Origin of the sequence: Luteimonas huabeiensis HB2, assembly GCF_000559025.1 — a bacterium.
Taxonomy (GTDB): domain Bacteria; phylum Pseudomonadota; class Gammaproteobacteria; order Xanthomonadales; family Xanthomonadaceae; genus Luteimonas; species Luteimonas huabeiensis.
In genome coordinates, this window is the sequence record NZ_JAAN01000043.1 from 82,326 (window position 1) to 99,355 (window position 17,030).

Here is a 17,030-nt window from a genome sequence, read left to right on the forward strand (position 1 = left end):
ACGTCGCCGCCACCGCGCGAAGGGCGGCCCTCATCCGGCGCTTCGCGCCACCTTCTCCCGCAGGCGGGAGAAGGGTTTCGAGTGCCGGCTGGGCGGTCGGCGTCGTCACTGCGTATCCCCCGGTGCGTGGGGGAATGCCAGCGACTGGTAGTAGGCCAGCGGGTGCGGCGGCGGGGCGACGCCGGGCGGCAGCGGGCGGCCGGAGATGGACTGGAAGTAGGCGATGCTGGCGTCGCGCCACCACTGCGCTTCCTGTTCCTGGATGGCCAGGAACGCGGCGACCTGCGCGTGCCGCTCGGGATCGATGCGGCCCGCCAGCCCGGCCCAGGTGGCGCGCATGGCGCGCACGCTGGCCACGCCGCGGTCGTAGCGGTGCAGCAGTTCTTCCCACAGCGTGCGGCCCGAGGCCATCGGCCGGTCCCAGGAAACGTGGTGGAACCACAGCAGCAACTCCTCGGGCACGCGATCGGGATCGTCGAAGACCTCGGCCACCGCGGGCGCGTACTGGGAGACCGCATCGCTGCCGCGGCGGCTGCGGTCGAAGCCGATGCCGTCGCGGGTGGCGCGGTGGAAGTACACCGAGGTCCAGTCCGCGCGCGGGCCGCCCTCGACCCAGGGGCCGGGGCCGTAGTGGTGGCCGCGCGCCATCAGGTGGTGCAGGCCGAGCGCGCCGGTGTAGTCCACCACCGCCTCGCGCGAGGCCATCATCATGCCGACGATGGGCGCGACCACGGCCGGGTCGTTGCCGAAGGTCATGCGCGTCCATTCCTCGGCGATGGCGCGCGCCGGCAGCCCGGGGTTCCAGGCCAGCCGTCCGTAGGCGTACCAGTTGGCCTGGTCGAAGTGCGAGCCGCTCCAGTTGCGGTCGCTGCCGATGTTGGCCACCCCGGCCATGCCGGTGAGCGCCTGGCCGTGCAGCGAGCCGTCGAGCACGCGGGCCACGGTGGCGCCTTCCCCCTGCACGTGGGTGTCGGCGCGCAGCACTTCCTCGTACAGCGTGCCGAGGTAGGCCAGGTGGGTGGAGAAGCCGAGGTATTCCTTGGTGATCTGGAATTCCATCATCAGGGGCGTGCGCGGCATCGCGCCGAACAGCGGATGGAACGGCTCGCGCGGCTGGAAATCGATGGGGCCGTTCTTGACCTGCACCATCACGTTGTCGCGGAAGGCGCCGTCGAGCGGCACGAACTCGTTGTAGGCCTGCTTGGCGCGGTCCTCGGGTTCCTCGTCGGAATAGACGAACGCGCGCCACATCACGATGCCGCCGTGCGGGGCCAGCGCGTCGGCCAGCAGGTTGGCGCCGTCGGCATGGGTGCGGCCGTAGTCCTGCGGGCCGGGCTGCCCTTCCGAGTTGGCCTTGACCAGGAAGCCGCCGAAATCCGGGATCGCCGCGTAGATCTCGTCGGCCTTGGCCCGCCACCAGCGCCGCACGGCCGGGTCCAGCGGATCGGCGGTGGCCAGGCCGCCGATCTCGATCGGCGCGCTGAAGCGCGCGGACAGATACACCCGGATGCCCCAGGGGCGGAAGGTGTCGGCCAGCGCGGCGACCTTCTCCAGGTACATCGGCGTGAGCACCTGCGCATCGGCATTGACGTTGTTGAGCACGGTGCCGTTGATGCCGATGGAGGCGTTGGCGCGCGCGTAGTCGGTGTAGCGCGGGTCGATCCAGCCGGGCAGCCGGTGCCAGTCCCAGATCGACTGGCCGGCGTAGCCGCGCTCGACGTGACGGTCCAGGTCGTCCCAGTGGTTGAGCACGCGGTGGCGCAGGCGGGGCGCGTCGCGCAGGTCGAGGGCGGCGATGTCCTGCCCGGTCTGCAGCGCGCGCAACAGGGCGAAGGCGCCGTAGAGCGCGCCGGCATCGGTGTTGGCGGCGACCACGGTCGCCGGGTGCCCGTCGATGCGCAGGCTGCGGATCAGGTAGCCCTCATCGCCGAGGTCGTGGAGATCCAGGCGCAGCCGCTCGATCGCGGGCAGCGCGTGCGGCGTGCCGACGAGCAGCGCACCGGCGCGATCGACGCGCTCGGCGAGCGCAGGCGCCCGCCCCTGCAGGCCCCGCAGGCCGCGCAGCAACTCGTCGCGGATGGCGCGCTGGGCCGGCGTCGCGTCCGCCGCCAGCAGTTGCTCGAAGCGCGGCGCTTGCGCGCTCCGTTCGGCGCCTGCCTGCGCGTAGCGCAGCCAAAGGTCGTAACCGTCTTCCGCCGCCGCGGGGGCGACCGCGGCGCACACCGACAGCGCGATCGACGTCGCCCACCGGAACCATCCGCGCGCCGTGCGCGGCCGCGCGTGCGCGCGCCGGCCCGGCATGCCTGCAGCCTTCATCCGCCCTCCCTCGCGGCGCCTTCGGCACCGCCGTGTTGCGTGGTCGCGCCTGTGTCCGGCGCTTTTCTGGTAACGCTAACATCAAGATTCGGGCGGCGTCCACAGGGTCGCGATCCGCGGCTAAGATGGTGCGATGTCGCGACGCAGCGCCCGCGCACCCGCGCTGCGGCACACCGGAGGAACGCTTGAACCAGAAGAAATCGGTCCGGCGCAGGGGACGCGCAGCCACCATCCATGAGGTGGCACGGCACGCGGGCGTGTCGCCGATGACGGTCTCGCGCGTGGTCAACGGCAACAGCAACGTGCGCCCGGCGACCCGGGACCTGGTGATGCGGGCCGTGCGCGAACTCAACTACACCCCCAACCCCGCCGCGCGCCAGCTGGCGGCCGCCCCGGGCATGCGCATCGCGCTGATCTTCACCAACCCCAGCACGGCCTACCTGAGCGAACTGGTGGTGGGGGCCCTGCGCGGCGCCTCGCGCGCGGCGGTGCAACTGGTCGTGGAGGCGTGGGACCCGTCCGACGTGGAGGCCGAGCGCACGGCCGCGCGCGCGCTGGCCAGGAGCGTGGCCGGGGTGATCCTGCCGCCGCCGCTGGGCGAATCGGAGGCGGTGGTGTCGGAGCTGGCCGAGGCCGGCGTGCCGACGGTGGCGATCGCCTCGGGCAGGTCGCGCGACGAGATCTCCTGCGTGCGCATCGACGACTACCGCGCCAGCCACGAGATGACCGCCTACCTGCTCTCGCTGGGCCACCGGCGCATCGGCTTCATCCAGGGCGACCCCAACCAGACCGCCAGCGGCCGCCGCCTGGAAGGCTACCGCTCGGCGCTCGACGCCGCCGGCATCGCCTTCGATCCGAAGCTGGTCGAACAGGGCTACTTCACCTACCGCTCGGGCCTGGAGGCGGCCGAGCGCCTGCTGGCGAGGCGGTACGCGCCGACGGCGATCTTCGCCAGCAACGACGACATGGCCGCGGCCGCGGTCTCGGTCGCGCACCGGCGCGGCCTGGACGTGCCGCGCGACCTGTCGGTGGTGGGCTTCGACGACAGCTCGGCCGCGACCACGGTGTGGCCGGAGCTGACCACCATCCGCCAGCCGATCGCCTCGATGGCCGATTCCGCCATCGACACCCTGCTGCGCGGCATCCGCCGCGGCGACCGCGAGACGCGGCTGGTCGTGGACCACGTGGTCGCGCACGAGCTGGTGCGGCGCGACTCGGTGGCGCCGCCGGCGCAGGCGCGAAAGAAGCGCTGAGGCGACGCGACCGGCGATCGTGCGCGAGCCGCTGCGGCGAGCGCGTTCGCGCACGATCGCCCCGCGTCAGCGCAACAGGTACTGGTTGAGCAGGTTCTCGTAGGCTTCCTGGCGGCCGCTGCGCTGCTCGGGCTCGCCGGACCGCGCGGCGATCGCGCACAGGTCGGTCAGCGACAGGCGGCCCTGCTCGAAGGCCTGGCCGTCGCCGCCGTCGAAACTGGCGTAGCGCTCGCGGCGCCACTGCTCCCACGGCGATTCGGTCAGCAGCGCGTGCGCCACTTCCAGCCCGCGCGCGAACGCGTCCATGCCGCCGATGTGGGCGATGAACAGATCCTGCATGTCGCTCGATTCGCGGCGCGGCTTGGCGTCGAAGTTCAACCCGCCTTCCAGCCCGCCCTGGCGCAGCACCACCAGCATCGCACCGACGGTGTCGTACAGGTCGGTCGGGAACTGGTCGGTGTCCCAGCCGTTCTGCGCGTTGCCGCGGTTGGCGTCGATGCTGCCCAGCAGGCCGTGATCGGAGGCCACCTGCAGGTCGTGCTCGAAGGTGTGGCCGGACAGCGTGGCGTGGTTGGCCTCGACGTTGAGCTTGAAGTCCTGGTCCAGCCCGTGCGCCTTCAGGAAGCCGGCGCAGGTGGCGCTGTCGAAGTCGTACTGGTGCTTCATCGGCTCCATCGGCTTGGGCTCGATCAGGAAGTTGCCCTTGAGCCCGATGCTGCGCCCGTAGTCGCGCGCCATCGCCAGGAAGCGGGCGAAGTGCGCCAGTTCGCGCTTCATGTCGGTGTTGTGCAGGCTGGCGTAGCCTTCGCGGCCGCCCCAGAACACGTAGTGCTCGCCGCCCAGCTCCACCGTGGCCTCCAGCGCGGCCTTGACCTGCACCGCGGCGCGCGCGACCACCGCGAAGTCCGGGTTGGTCGCCGCGCCGTTCATGTAGCGCGGGTGCGCGAACAGGTTCGCGGTGCCCCACAGCAGCTTCATGCCGGTCGCCTGCTGGCGCTCCCTGGCCAGGCCGACCATGCGCTTGAGGTTCTTCTCGTACTCGCCGATGTCGTCGGAGTCCGGGGCGATGTCCACGTCGTGGAAGCACCAGTACGGCACGCCGAGCTTGGTGAAGAACTCGAACGCGGCGTCCAGCCTGGCCTCGGCCGCGGCCATCGGCGCGCCGCCGTCCCAGGGGAAGCGCCGCGTGCCCGGACCGAACGGGTCCTGGCCGGCGTTGCAGAACGTGTGCCAGTAGCACACCGCGAAGCGCAGGTGCTCGGCCATCGTCCGGTCGCCGATCTTCTTGCCGGCGTCGTAGACCTTGAACGCCAGCGGGTTGTCGGAATCCTTGCCCTCGAAGGGGATGCGGCCGATGCCGGGGAAGTATTCCCGGGCGCCGATGAAGGGGGTCGTGGTCATGTGGGCTCTCGCTTTGGCATGGAGGAGTTCGGGGTGCGGGCTGCGCGCTACGGAAGCGGCGGCGGCGCGGCGGCGTACAGCGGCCGGATCGCGTCGAGGTGGGCGAGGAAGCGCGCGTACTGGGCGCGGTAGGCATCGGCGGCGTCGGCGTCCGGCCACACCGCGAGCGCCGGGTCCATGCGCACGTGCTCGGCGGCGATCGCGGCGAGGTCGGCGCTCGGGTCGTCGGCGCGCAGGCTCGCCCACAGCGCCTGCAGCGCGGCGCCGAACGCCGCGCCCTCGTCCTGCGCCGGCACGTCCACCGGCAGCCCGAACACGTCGGCGGCCATCTGCCGCCAGGCCGGGCTGCGCGCGCCGCCGCCGGTGAGGCGGATCGCCTCGAAGCGCAGGCCGGCATCGGCGAAGGCGTCGTAGCCGTTGCGCAGGCTGTAGAGCGCGCCTTCCATCGCCGCGCGATAGAGGTTGGCCTGGGTGAGGTTGGTGGCGGTGATGCCGAACAGGCTGCCGCGGCCGTTGGGCAGGTCGGGCGTGCGCTCGCCGTTGAGGAAGGGCAGCATCAGCAGGCCGTCGGCGCCGGGCCGGGTACCGGCGAGGCGGCGGTCGCCCTCGCGGCTGGAAAAACCGCACAGGCCGGCCATCGCCTCGGTCGCCACGGTGCAGTTCATGGTGCAGATCAGCGGCAGCCAGCCGCCGGTGGAATCGCAGAACGCCGCCCAGCGCGCGGCCGGGTCCACCAGCGGGCGATCGGCGTAGGCGAACAGCGTGCCGGAGGTGCCCAGGCTCATGCTGAGCAGGCCCGGCGTCACGTTGCCGGTGCCGATGGCGGCCATCATGTTGTCGCCGCCGCCGGCCGAGACCCGCACGCTGCGCGGCAGGCCGAGCGCGTCGGCGGTGGCGGCGCGGATCGGGAACAGCGCGTCGGCCTCCACCAGCGGCGGCAGGCAGGCGCGCAGGTCGCGCTCGGGATCGGTGGCGGCGAGCATCGCGTCGGACCAGTCGCGGCGGCGCACGTCCAGCCAGCCGGTGCCGGACGCGTCGCCGCGCTCCATCCAGCGCTCGCCGGTCAGCCAGAAGTTCACGTAGTCGTGCGGCAGCAGCACGGTCGCCAAGCGCGCATAGGCCGCCGGCCGGTGCTGCCGCGTCCACGGCAGCTTGGAGGCGGTGTAGCCGGCCAGGATCGGGTTGCCGGCCAGCTCGATGCAGCGCTGCGCGCCGCCCGCGGCCTCCATGATCCGCAGGCATTCCGGCCCGGTGCTGGTGTCGCACCACAGCTTGGCCGGCGCCAGCACCGCGCCGTCGCGGTCCAGCGGCACGAAGCCGTGCTGCTGGCCGGACACGCCGATGGCCGCGGCGCGGGCGCGCACCGGCGCCGGGATGCGGGCGAAGCACCGGGCGATGGCGTCGATCCACCACGCCGGCTGCTGCTCGCGGCTGCCGTCCTCGCCGGCGATCAGTTCCAGCGCCTGCCCGGCCGAGGCCACGACCTGCCGCGCCGCGGGGTCGTAGGCGATCAGCTTGACGCTCTGGGTGCCGACGTCGAGGCCGAAGTAAAGGCTCATGCCTGCGCCCCCGGTCCGGCCGGGAAGCGCCCGCGGCGCGGCGCGGGGGGCGGGGCGGTCTGCGGCACGGCGACAAGTCCTGGATCGGCGCGCAAGGGCGGGCTCCTTCGATGATAGCGCTAACAAAAACAGGCCAAAAGAAACCGCCTCCGGGCCGCCGGCGCTTTCGCGCCCCGGCCCGACGACGGCGTCGGACCCGGCTGCACTGTACAGAGCCGGTTCGCCGCCTGTCTTGCTGCGATGCGCAAGCGGCCCGCCGCGGCATGCCGGCGACGACGCGGCGATCCCCGGATTTGCTGCGACGACGGGCGGCCCGTGCCGCGGGCCGGGGCGATGGCCGGCGCGCGCTGGCCGCGGCGACGCAGCCGGCAGCCGCGCACGGCGCGGGCCGTTCGCCGGCGCGGATCGCGCGGACGGCGATCGCGCGCCGCGGAGGGCCCCGTCGCCTGCGCTGCGGCGGCGCGCTCGCGCGGCGTCGCGACGGCGCGGACGCGCGCGCGAACGATGCCGGCAGGATCGCAACGAAGGAATGCGCGCGCTGCCGCTACACTATCCGCGCCATGAGCACCGTCCTGCCCCTGCCCGAGCCGACCCTGCGCCGGCGCGAACGCGATCCGCGCGCCGCGCGCTTCGAGGCCAATCGCCTCGCCAAGCGGCTGCGCCACCAGGTCGGTCGCGCGATCGCCGACTTCGGCATGATCGCCGAGGGCGACCGGGTGATGGTCTGCCTGTCCGGCGGCAAGGACAGCTACACCCTGCTCGACATCCTGCTGCAGCTGCAGAAGAAGGCGCCGGTGTCGTTCTCGATCGCCGCGGTCAACCTGGACCAGAAGCAGCCGGGCTTTCCCGAGCACGTGCTGCCCGAATACCTGCGCTCGATCGGCGTGGAACACCACATCATCGAGCAGGACACCTACTCGGTGGTCAGCCGGGTGGTGCCCGAGGGCAAGACGATGTGCTCGCTGTGCTCGCGGCTGCGCCGCGGCGCGCTCTACACCTACGCCGCCGAGCGCGGCTACACCAAGATCGCGCTGGGCCACCACCGCGACGACATGGTGGCGACGTTCTTCCTCAACCTGTTCTTCCACGCCAAGCTCTCGGGCATGCCGCCGAAGCTCTTGTCCGACGACGGCCGCCACGTGGTGATCCGCCCGCTGGCCTACGTGCGCGAGGACGACATCGCCGCCTACGCCGAGGCGAAGGCGTTCCCGATCATCCCCTGCAACCTGTGCGGTTCGCAGGAGAACCTGCAGCGCAAGCAGGTGCAGAAGATGATGGCGCAATGGGAGCGCGAGTCGCCCGGGCGCATCGAGACCATCGCGCGCGCGCTGGGCGACATCCGCCCCTCGCAGCTCGCCGACCCGAAGCTGTTCGATTTCCTCGCGCTCGGGACGGGCGCGGGCACCGCCCTGCCGGATGCGCATGCGTGGCTCTCGGGCGGAGAGCGGGATCGCGAGGCGCACGCCTCCTGACGGCCGCCGGCCGGCTCCCACGCAGCACCGCTCCGCCCCTCCCCGACCCCATTCCCGGATACGCATGTTCTTCCGCAACCTGACCCTGTTCCGTTTTCCCGTCTCGCTCGACATCGACCACCTGGACGAAGGCCTCGCCGAGGCCGCGCTCAAGCCCGTCGGCCCGCTGGAGCTGTCCTCGCGCGGCTTCGTTTCTCCCTTCGGCCGCGATGCCGAGGCGCTCTCCCACCGCATCGAGGACGCGCTGTGGCTGACCGTGGGCGGCGAGGACCGCCTGCTGCCCGGCGCGGTGGTCAACGACATGCTCGCGCGCAGGATCGAGGAACTGGAGGCCCGCGAGGGGCGCAAGCCCGGCGGCCGCAAGCGCAAGCAGCTCAAGGACGACCTGATCCACGAGCTGCTGCCGCGCGCCTTCGTCAAGCCGTCGCGCACCGATGCGCTGGTGGATCTGAAGCTCGGCGTGTGCGCGGTGGACACCTCCAGCCGCAAGACCGGCGAGAACGTGGTCTCCGAGATCCGCCGCGCGCTGGGCAGCTTCCCCGCGCTGCCGCTCAACGCCGAGGTCGCGCCGCGCTCGGTGCTGACCGGCTGGATCGCCGGCGAGGCGCTGCCGGAGGGACTCTCGCTGGGCGAGGAGTGCGAGCTGAAGGACCCGGCCGACAACGGCGCGATCGTGAAGTGCCAGCGCCAGGATCTGCAGTCCGACGAGATCGCGCGGCACCTGGAGTCCGGCAAGCAGGTCACCAAGCTCGCCCTGGTGCTCGACGACCACGTGTCCTTCGTGCTCGGCGAGGATCTGGTGGTGCGCAAGTTCAAGCTGCTCGACGGCGCGGTCGATCAGCTGGAGCAGACCGAGGCCGACGACATCCGCGCCGAGCTGGACGCGCGCTTCGCGCTGATGAGCGGCGAGTTCCGGCGCCTGTTCGCGGTGCTGGAGCCGGCGTTCAAGTTCAGCCGCGCCGAAGCCTGACCCCGGCCGCCGCCCATGCCCCCGACCCTGCGCCGCCTGCTCGCGCCGCGCACGCCGCCGCCGGCGCTCGCGCGCGACACGGTGCCCCTCGACCTCGGCGACGGCCGCGTCATCGACGTGCTGCGCGTGCGCGACCCGCGCGCCAAGCGCATGCGCCTGTCGGTGGCCGAGCGCGGGCCGCGGCTGACCCTGCCGCCCGGCGCCAGCGACGCCGCGGGCGCGCGCTTCCTGCACGAGCACCGCGACTGGCTGGCCGCGCAGCTGGCGGCGCAGCGCGGCGAAGGCATCGCGCCGCTGCGGCCCGGCGAGACCGCGCGCCTGCCGCTGCGCGGCGCCCTGCGGCCGTTGCACTGGTGCGAGGGCCGCTACGCGCGCCTGTCCGCCGACGGCGACGCGTTGCGCTTCGCGGTGCCCGCGCGCGCCGGCGCCGCCGCGCTGCGGCGCGCGCTGCGCGACTTCTACGAGGCCGAGGCCCGCGCCGACGTCGGCCGCTGGCTGCCGCGCTACCTGCCGGGGCTGCCGCGCGCGCCGGCGCGCATCCGTATCCGCCCGATGTCCTCGCAGTGGGGGTCGCTGGCCTGCAACGGCACCCTCGCGCTGGACCTGGCGCTGGTGCTGGGCCGCCCGGCGGCGTTCGAGTACGTGCTGGTGCACGAGCTGTGCCACCTGATCCATGCCGACCATTCGCGCGCGTTCTGGCGCGAGGTGGAGGCGCGCTGCCCGGACTGGCGCGATGCGCGCGACTACTTCCACGACGAAGGCCGCCGGCTGAAGGCCGCGCTGCACGTGCTGCTGTCGGATTGAGCGCGGCCGGCGCCGCGCCGCGGGCTCAGGACGCGCGGAGGAAGAAGTCCCCGATCGCGGCGGCGACGGCGGCCGGATCCTCCATGTGCAGATGATGCCCGCCGGGCAGCACCGCCAGTTCGCCCCGCGGCAGCAGGCCGGCGCGGCGGCTGCGCTCGGGCTCGGGCAGGTAGGGCTGCGGCGGGTCGGCGTAGATCACCCGGGTCGGGCAGCCGATGCCGGCGACGAGGTCGTCGACCTGGGCGTCGGTCATGCGGGTCGGGGTGGGCACGGTCAGCCGCGGGTCGCTGCTCCAGGCCACGCCGCCGGGCACCGCCGTCAGGCCGCGCTCCACCAGCAGCCGCGCCGACGCCTCGGACAGGCCGTTGGCCTGCATGCGCGCGCGCACCGCCGGCTCCGCATCGGCGAACACGCGCAGCCGCTTGCCGCCGAGCGCGCGCCGGGCGGCGACCGATTCGCGCAGCCGCGCGGCGGTCCGGGCCGGGTCCTCCGGCAGCGCGCCCAGGGCTTCGATGACGACCAGCCGCTCGACGCGCTGCGGGCAGCCGGCCGCGACCAGGCTGGCGATGCCCGCGCCCATCGAGTGTCCGAGCAGGCCGAAGCGCTCCCAGCCCAGCGCATCGGCGATGTCGAGCACGTCGTGCACGGCGCCGGCGAAGGTGTACTCCACGCCCGCCGGCAGGTGGCCGCTGCGGCCGTGGCCGGGCAGGTCGGGGGCGACCAGATCCACCTCGGCCAGGTACGGCGCCAGCGGCAGGAAGCTGGCGGCGTTGTCGAGCCAGCCGTGCAGCGCCAGCACCCGCGGGCCGCCCGCGCGGCCGCCGCGCAGGCCGCGGATCGCGACCGCGGGGATCTCGAGCGAGAACGCCTTCATCGCCCGGGCGCCCAGGCGGCCAGCTCGCGCGAGGCCAGCGCCGCCAGCGCGCGCGCGTGCGCGGGCCCGTCGTTGAGGCAGGGGATGTAGCGCAGCGACTGGCCGCCGTGCTCGCGGAACAGCTCGGCGTTCTGCAGCGCGATCTCCTCCAGCGTTTCCAGGCAATCGACCGCGAAGCCGGGGCAGACCACGTCCACCCGCTTCACCCCCTGGTCGCCCAGCGCGCGCAAGGTGGCGTCGGTATAGGGCTGCAACCAGCGCTCCTTGCCGAAGCGCGACTGGAAGGTCATCAGGATCTCGTCCGCGCCCAGGCCCAGCGCGCGCGCGATCGCGTCGGTGCTGGCGCGGCACTGCCGCTGGTAGGGGTCGCCGGCATCGACGACCCGCTGCGGGATGCCGTGGAAGGAAAACAGCAGGCGCTCGCCGCGCCCGCCCTCGGCCCAGGCCGCGCGGATCGAGTCCGCCACCGCGGCCACCCACGCCGGCTCCAGGTGGTAGTCCTGCACCACGCGCACGCCGTCGCCGGCGCGCCGGGCCACGTCGTCGACCGAGGCGGTGGTGGTGGTGGAGTACTGCGGGTACAGCGGCAGCACCAGGATCCGGCGCGCGCCCTCCGCGCGCAGGCGCGCCAGCGCCTGCGCCAGCCCGGGACGGCCGTAGCGCATGGCGTGTTCGACCCGCACGCCGGGCAGCAGCGGCGCCATCGCTTCGGCCAGGCCGCGCGTGTACACCAGCAGCGGCGAGCCACCCTCCATCCAGATGCCGCGGTACAGGCCGGCCACGCGCTTGACGCGCAGCGGCAGCACCGCCAGGCGCAGGATCGGCTGCCACAGCAGCGGCGGCAGCGAGACCACGCGGCGGTCGGACAGGAATTCGCGCAGGTAGCGCCGCACCGCTTCGGGCGTCGGCGCGTCGGGGGTCCCCAGGTTGACCACCAGGACCGCATCGTGCGCGGCGGCGGGCGTGGAGCGGGCGGGATCGATCGGGTTCGCCGTCGCGGGCGGATGAACTGGCTGCGGCATCGGCATAGGATGACAGCAATTCGCGCGCTTGCGGCTTCGCGGCCGGGCGCGCCGGGGCCGGATGCCCCGGCCGTCCTCGCGGCGTTCGCGCGTGTCGCGTCGCGAAAAACTCAGACCCGATTCATTCCCGCGTGCCTAGCCTGCGCCCGGTGCCGCCCGCGCCGCGCCGACATCCCTTCCCGGAGTTCCCATGCCCCAGTCCCGCCGCGTCTTCCGTCCGCTGCTCGCCTCCGCCCTGGCGCTGTCGCTCGCCGCCGGCGCCGTCCATGCCGGCCCGCGGGAGGACGAACGCGCGCGCAACGCGGTGCGCGTGCTCACCGAGGTGCAGGAGATCCCCGAGAGCGCGATTCCCGACAAGCTGCTCGACGAGGCGCGCGCGATCGTGGTGGTGCCCGACACCATCAAGGCGGGGCTGATCATCGGCGGCCGCCGCGGCCACGGCGTGATGGCGGTGAAGTCGCCCGACGGCACCTGGTCGCAGCCGGCGTTCGTGACCCTGACCGGCGGCAGCATCGGCTTCCAGGCCGGCGTGCAGTCGGCCGACGTGGTGCTGGTGTTCCGCAACGACCGCAGCCTGGACAGCATCGTCAACGGCAAGCTGACGCTGGGCGCGGACGCGGGCGTGGCGGCCGGCCCGATGGGCCGCAACGCCGCCACCGCCACCGACGGCCAGCTCAAGGCCGAGATCTGGTCCTGGTCGCGCGCGCGCGGCCTGTTCGCCGGCGTCGCCCTGGACGGCGCGGTGCTGTCGATCGACGACGACGCCAACCAGGCGGTCTACGGCCCCGGCACCACGCCGCGGATGATCTTCGAGCGCCGCACCCAGGGGCAGCCGTCCGCGGCGGTGGTGGACTTCCGCGACCGCCTGGAAGAGGCGACCGCCATCGCCCGCGCCAACCGCGGCACCGACGCCCGCGGCGCGGCGACCGCCCCGGCCGCGCAGCCGGCGCTGCCGCCGCCGCCCGAGGCCGGCAGCGCGCAGGCGATGCCGCTGGGCCCGGCCGGCGCCGAGCCGGTGCCGTCGGCCTTCGAGCCGGTGCGCGAAGGCGAAATCCGCAGCGAGCCGCTCGACGGCAACCCCTGAACGGGCACCGCCGCGCCCGCGCGTGGCCGCGCCAGCTGCGCTATCCTGCGGGTCTTCCCGCATCCTCCGAGCGCGTCATGGGTAGTATGAGCATCTGGCACTGGATCATCGTCGCGGTGGTCGTGCTGCTGGTCTTCGGCACCAAGAAGCTGCGCGGCGCCGGGCGCGATCTGGGCGAGGCGATCAAGGGCTTCAAGGAAGGCATGCGCGACGAGGACAAGCCGGCCGCGCAGATCGAGCAGCGCCCCCGGGCCGACGCCAGCACCCAGGCCGAGCGCGAGCCCAGCAAGCACGACGACGCCGCGCGCTGACGCGCCGGCCGGCGCGGGCGGTCCGTCTCCATGTTCGACCTCAGCTTCGCCGAAATCGTGGTGATCGCGGTCGTGGCGCTGGTGGTGCTCGGGCCCGAGCGCCTGCCCAAGGCCGCGCGCTTCGCCGGGCTGTGGGTGCGCCGCGCGCGCGCGCAGTGGCAGTCGGTGCGCTCGGAGCTGGAGCGCGAGCTGGCGGCCGAGGAGCTCAAGCGCAACATCGACCAGGCCCGCAGCGGCATGCGCGGCTTCGACGAGACCGCGCGCCAGGAGGCGACGCGGCTGCGCGAGGATCTGCGCGATACCGTCGCCGGCGACCGCGCGCCGGCCGCCGCCGACCAGGAACCCGCCGCGCCCTCCGCGCCGTCCGAGGCCGCGACGACGCCCACCGACCGCAGCGACGCGCCCGCCGATGCACCGCGACGCTGAATCCGATCTCGACAGCAGCCTGCTCGACCACCTGATCGAGCTGCGCGCGCGCCTGCTGCGCGGGCTGGCCGGGCTGATGGCGGTGTTCCTGTGCCTGCTGCCGTTCGCGCGCCGGCTGTACGCATGGCTGGCGCAGCCGCTGGTGGACAAGCTGCCGGAGGGCTCCAACCTGATCGCGGTGGAGGTCGCCTCGCCGTTCTTCGCACCGGTGAAGCTGGCCTTCTTCGTCGCCCTGTTCGCGGCGATGCCGTGGCTGCTCTACCAGCTGTGGGCCTTCGTGGCGCCCGGGCTGTACCGGCGCGAGAAGCGGCTGGCGATGCCGCTGCTGGTCTCGGCGCTGACGCTGTTCTACGCCGGCTGCGCGTTCGCCTACTTCCTGGTGCTGCCGGTGGTGTTCGGCTTCCTCACCTCGGTCACCCCCGAGGGCGTGGCGATGATGACCGACATCCACGCCTACCTGGACTTCGTGCTGGTGATCTTTCTCGCCTTCGGCCTGAGCTTCGAGCTGCCGGTGGCGATGGTGATCCTGGTGCTGCTGGGCTGGGTGACGCCGGAGCAGCTGCGCGAGTCGCGCGGCTACGCGATCGTCGGCGTGTTCGTGCTGGCCGCGGTGGTCACCCCGCCCGACGTGATCTCGCAGCTGATGCTGGCGATCCCGATGTGCCTGCTCTACGAGGCCGGGATCGTGGCCGCGCGGATGCTGGCCCCGCGCCAGGACCGGATCGCGGAAGAGCCGTAGGGCCGATGGACGCCGATGGCGCGCCTCGCACCGCCCATGCGGGCGAGCACGGCGACGCGCATGTCGATACGCAGCGACGAAGCGCCGTCGCCGCCTGCGGGCGCCATGCTGTCTACCGCTGCCTCGCAAGCGGGGAGCATTCCGTCTTTCCCTTCCCCCGCAAGCGGGGAGCATCCTGTTTTTTTCCTTCCCCCGCAAGCGGGGGAAGGTGCCGAAGGCGGATGGGGGGCACGCCGCAGGCGTGCGTACGTACCCTCATCCGGCGCTGCGCGCCACCTTCTCCCGCTTGCGGGAGAAGGAACAGGATGCACCCGCTCGTGGAGAAGGGGCCGTTTCGGCGGTGCAGGTCGAATGTCGATATGCCTAGGGCCGCGCGGTGCGGGCGCAGGACGCGCGGAGGCGTGCGGTACCCATCGCACGGGGAGCGGACGCATGGCTGAGCGACAGGTCTCGCTGCCGCGGCGCTATGCCGCGTGGTCGCTGGACGCGGCGATGGTCGCGCTGCCGTTGCTGGCCGCGCTGCGCGGCGCGCTGCGGCCGCGCTGGCAGGCGCTCGGACCCGCGCTGGAGGCGCTGATCGATGCGGTGCTGCGCGCGCTGCTGCAGGCGGCGCCGGGCCTGCCTTCCCCGGCCGCGCTGGCCGCGGACCCGGCGGTGGCCGCGTTCGTCTCGGCGCTGGGCGCGGCGCTGGTGCCGACGATGGTCGTGTTCGCCTGCGCGATGGGCGCGTGGGGCGCGGGCTTCGAGGCCTGGCGCGGGGCCACGCCGGGCAAGCGCGCACTGGGCCTGCGGGTGGCCGATGCGCGCGGCGGGCCGCTGGCGGGCTGGCGCCACCCACTGCGGCAGGTCGCCGGGCTGGCCTCGTGGCTGACGCTCAACCTGGGCCACCTGCTGGCCGCGCTGCCGCCGCGCCGGCAGGCGCTGCACGACCGCATCGCCGGCGCCCGCGTGGAGGGCGAGTCCGGTGCGCTGCCCGGCTGGGCGCGCGCCTGGCTGTGGCTGCAGGCGGCGCTGGCCTGCGCGGCGCTGGCCTGGCTGGCGATGCGGTTGCAGGCCGCGGTGGACGCTTCGCTGCTGCGGCTGCTCGGGCCGCCTTAGGGCCTGCTACGCGGCGGTGTGCGCCGCGCGCCTAGAGCTCGATCCCCGCCGCCGTGGACTGCGCGGCGGGAACGCCGCCGGCCGGAGCCAGCACCTGCTGCCAGGCGGTGTACAGGGCGCCGACCACGACCGGCATCAGCACCGCGATCAGCACGATCTGCGCGATCCACGCGGCCAGCAGCATGCCGACGAACACCCCGAGCACCATCGACACCAGCTGCGAGGCCACGCCCATCAGCACCGCGACCAGCAGCAGCAGCAGGAAGAACACCACCATCGCCGGCAGGTTGCGCACGCAGGCGCGGAAGCTGCGGCCCATGGCGGCGAAGGCGGCGCGGCCCTCGAACATGATCTGCGGCGCGGCGACGAAGGTGTAGAAGTAGGTCACGACCGCCAGCGCCACCACGATCAGCGTCCACAGCAACAGCCGCCCGGCGGGCAGGCCGGCGAACAGGGCCGGGTCGGGGGTGGTCTGCGCCTGCGCCTGCTCCATGGCCGCCACCAGCGCCTGCAGCTGTTCCATCCCGATCATCATCACCAGCAGCAGCATGGCCACGATGCCGAACGCGATCTGCGGGACCACCAGGGCCACCAGCGACGCGGTGCGACCGCCGCGGAAGCCCTCCAGCAGGTGGGCCGGCGACGCGGCGCGGCCCTGATCGACTTCGCGTACCGCGTGCACGAAGCCGCCCATCAGCACCGGCGTGGCCAGCACGATCAACAGTTGCAGGGCCACGACGAGCGCCGGCGACAGCGCCACGAACAGCATCGGGATGGCGCTGATCAGGCCGAACGCCAGCCCGGTGGCGATCAGGCCGCCCGGCGCCTTGCGCAGCAGGCCGAAGCCCCCCAGCAGCCATTCCGCGCCTGCGCTTGCCGACACCTTGCGCACATCCGTCATACCCGCTCCTCGATCGCATCCCGGCCGCTGCCGGTTTCCGGCGACAGTGTACGCGCGTAGCGCGCGAACCGGCGCAGCAGACGCCGCGCCTGCGGCGCCGCGCGCACCTGCGCGGCGAGCGCGCGCGGGTCCGTCCCTTCGTGCCGCAGCGCCTGCGCGCGCGCGCCGATGTAGCCGCGCATGTGGCCGGCCGAGAACTCCGGGTGGAACTGCACGCCCCAGGCATGCCGGCCCCAGCGGAAGGCGTGGTGGCCATCGTGATCGGCGGCCGCCAGCAGCACCGCCCCGTCCGGCGCGCGCTGCACGGTCTGCAGGTGGGTGACCTGGGCGGCGAAGCGCACGGGCGCGGCCGCGAACAGCGGGTCGGCCGCGGCCGCCGGCAGGGCCCGCACCTCGACCGTGCCCATGCGCCGGCCGCGCGGGTTGTCGCCGACCTCGCCGCCCAGGGCGTGCGCCAGCAGCTGGTGGCCGTAGCAGATGCCGAACACCGGCACCCCGCGCTGCGCCGCCTCGCCCAGCCAGCCGGCGGCGCGCTCGCTCCAACCTTCGCGATCGCTGACCATCGCCCCGGAGCCGGTCACCAGCACCCCGGCGTAGCCCCATGCGGGCGGCAGCGCCTCGCCGGCCTGGGCATCGACCACCGCGACCTCGTCGCGGCCGAGCCCGGCGGCGACGCGGATCCAGTGCGCGAAGCCGCCGTGGCGTCGCATCGAGGGCACCGGGCGGCCGGTCTGCAGGATCAGGAAGGGGCGGTCGTGCGGCATGGCGATGCGGGTCGCAGGGGAAGGCGGATCGGTCGG

The 17,030-nt window shown here is 73.7% G+C and carries 16 protein-coding genes; 9 read left to right on the top strand and 7 right to left on the bottom strand.

Annotated features, from left to right (window positions below; translation table 11 throughout):
- Positions 1-105 precede the first annotated feature (105 nt).
- Positions 106-2,316, bottom strand: a complete 2,211-nt coding sequence (locus tag Z164_RS0117345) for an alpha-glucuronidase family glycosyl hydrolase (protein WP_236621825.1) — start codon at positions 2,314-2,316, stop codon at positions 106-108.
- Between the two features lie 185 nt (positions 2,317-2,501).
- On the opposite strand from Z164_RS0117345, the gene Z164_RS0117350 reads away from it, so the two are divergent.
- On the top strand, positions 2,502-3,569 hold the full coding sequence (locus Z164_RS0117350; protein WP_043690676.1) for a LacI family DNA-binding transcriptional regulator: 1,068 nt from the start codon (positions 2,502-2,504) through the stop codon (positions 3,567-3,569).
- 66 nt (positions 3,570-3,635) lie between these two features.
- On the opposite strand, the gene xylA is transcribed toward Z164_RS0117350, so the two are convergent.
- Complete coding sequence (gene xylA / locus Z164_RS0117355) at positions 3,636-4,970, bottom strand: xylose isomerase (RefSeq protein ID WP_024891947.1); 1,335 nt, start codon at positions 4,968-4,970, stop codon at positions 3,636-3,638.
- A 47-nt stretch (positions 4,971-5,017) separates the two neighbouring features.
- Entirely contained in the window at positions 5,018-6,529 is a 1,512-nt protein-coding gene (gene xylB / locus Z164_RS0117360) for a xylulokinase (protein ID WP_024891948.1), read from the bottom strand.
- Positions 6,530-7,089: 560 nt separating this feature from the next.
- Here xylB and ttcA point away from each other — a divergent pair.
- From ttcA to Z164_RS0117375, 3 genes are all read left to right on the top strand, one after another.
- The gene (gene ttcA / locus Z164_RS0117365) at positions 7,090-8,001 is read left to right on the top strand and encodes a tRNA 2-thiocytidine(32) synthetase TtcA (protein WP_024891949.1); all 912 of its coding nucleotides are present in this window, start codon (positions 7,090-7,092) and stop codon (positions 7,999-8,001) included.
- Between the two features lie 64 nt (positions 8,002-8,065).
- The gene (locus Z164_RS0117370) at positions 8,066-8,971 is read left to right on the top strand and encodes a recombination-associated protein RdgC (protein WP_024891950.1); all 906 of its coding nucleotides are present in this window, start codon (positions 8,066-8,068) and stop codon (positions 8,969-8,971) included.
- A gap of 15 nt (positions 8,972-8,986) precedes the next feature.
- Complete coding sequence (locus tag Z164_RS0117375; RefSeq protein WP_024891951.1) at positions 8,987-9,775, top strand: M48 family metallopeptidase; 789 nt, start codon at positions 8,987-8,989, stop codon at positions 9,773-9,775.
- Positions 9,776-9,800: 25 nt separating this feature from the next.
- Here the strand turns inward: Z164_RS0117375 and Z164_RS0117380 are convergent, their stop codons facing one another.
- Both Z164_RS0117380 and hemH read right to left on the bottom strand, forming a co-directional pair.
- On the bottom strand, positions 9,801-10,649 hold the full coding sequence (locus tag Z164_RS0117380; protein WP_024891952.1) for an alpha/beta fold hydrolase: 849 nt from the start codon (positions 10,647-10,649) through the stop codon (positions 9,801-9,803).
- Positions 10,646-11,671, bottom strand: coding sequence for a ferrochelatase (gene hemH, locus Z164_RS0117385; RefSeq protein ID WP_081770251.1), 1,026 nt, complete (start codon positions 11,669-11,671; stop codon positions 10,646-10,648). The genes Z164_RS0117380 and hemH overlap by 4 nt, the downstream gene beginning before the upstream one ends.
- Before the next feature lie 190 nt (positions 11,672-11,861).
- On the opposite strand from hemH, the gene Z164_RS0117390 reads away from it, so the two are divergent.
- The 5 genes from Z164_RS0117390 (at position 11,862) to Z164_RS22855 (ending at position 15,329) form a co-directional block, all read left to right on the top strand.
- Complete coding sequence (locus Z164_RS0117390; RefSeq protein WP_024891954.1) at positions 11,862-12,755, top strand: lipid-binding SYLF domain-containing protein; 894 nt, start codon at positions 11,862-11,864, stop codon at positions 12,753-12,755.
- Positions 12,756-12,832: 77 nt separating this feature from the next.
- A complete protein-coding gene (gene tatA, locus Z164_RS0117395) occupies positions 12,833-13,066 on the top strand; it encodes a Sec-independent protein translocase subunit TatA (RefSeq protein WP_024891955.1) in 234 nt (77 codons plus the stop codon).
- Positions 13,067-13,096: 30 nt separating this feature from the next.
- Complete coding sequence (gene tatB / locus Z164_RS0117400; RefSeq protein WP_024891956.1) at positions 13,097-13,492, top strand: Sec-independent protein translocase protein TatB; 396 nt, start codon at positions 13,097-13,099, stop codon at positions 13,490-13,492.
- Positions 13,476-14,231: a twin-arginine translocase subunit TatC gene (tatC, locus tag Z164_RS0117405; RefSeq protein ID WP_024891957.1), complete on the top strand. Its 756-nt coding sequence runs from the start codon at positions 13,476-13,478 to the stop codon at positions 14,229-14,231. The genes tatB and tatC overlap by 17 nt, the downstream gene beginning before the upstream one ends.
- A gap of 432 nt (positions 14,232-14,663) precedes the next feature.
- Complete coding sequence (locus tag Z164_RS22855) at positions 14,664-15,329, top strand: RDD family protein (protein ID WP_024891958.1); 666 nt, start codon at positions 14,664-14,666, stop codon at positions 15,327-15,329.
- Positions 15,330-15,360: 31 nt separating this feature from the next.
- Here the strand turns inward: Z164_RS22855 and Z164_RS0117415 are convergent, their stop codons facing one another.
- Both Z164_RS0117415 and Z164_RS0117420 read right to left on the bottom strand, forming a co-directional pair.
- A complete protein-coding gene (locus Z164_RS0117415; protein WP_024891959.1) occupies positions 15,361-16,230 on the bottom strand; it encodes a BPSS1780 family membrane protein in 870 nt (289 codons plus the stop codon).
- Positions 16,227-16,994, bottom strand: coding sequence for a glutamine amidotransferase (locus tag Z164_RS0117420; protein WP_024891960.1), 768 nt, complete (start codon positions 16,992-16,994; stop codon positions 16,227-16,229). Before Z164_RS0117420 ends, Z164_RS0117415 begins: the two co-directional genes overlap by 4 nt.
- Between the last annotated feature and the right edge of the window lie 36 nt (positions 16,995-17,030).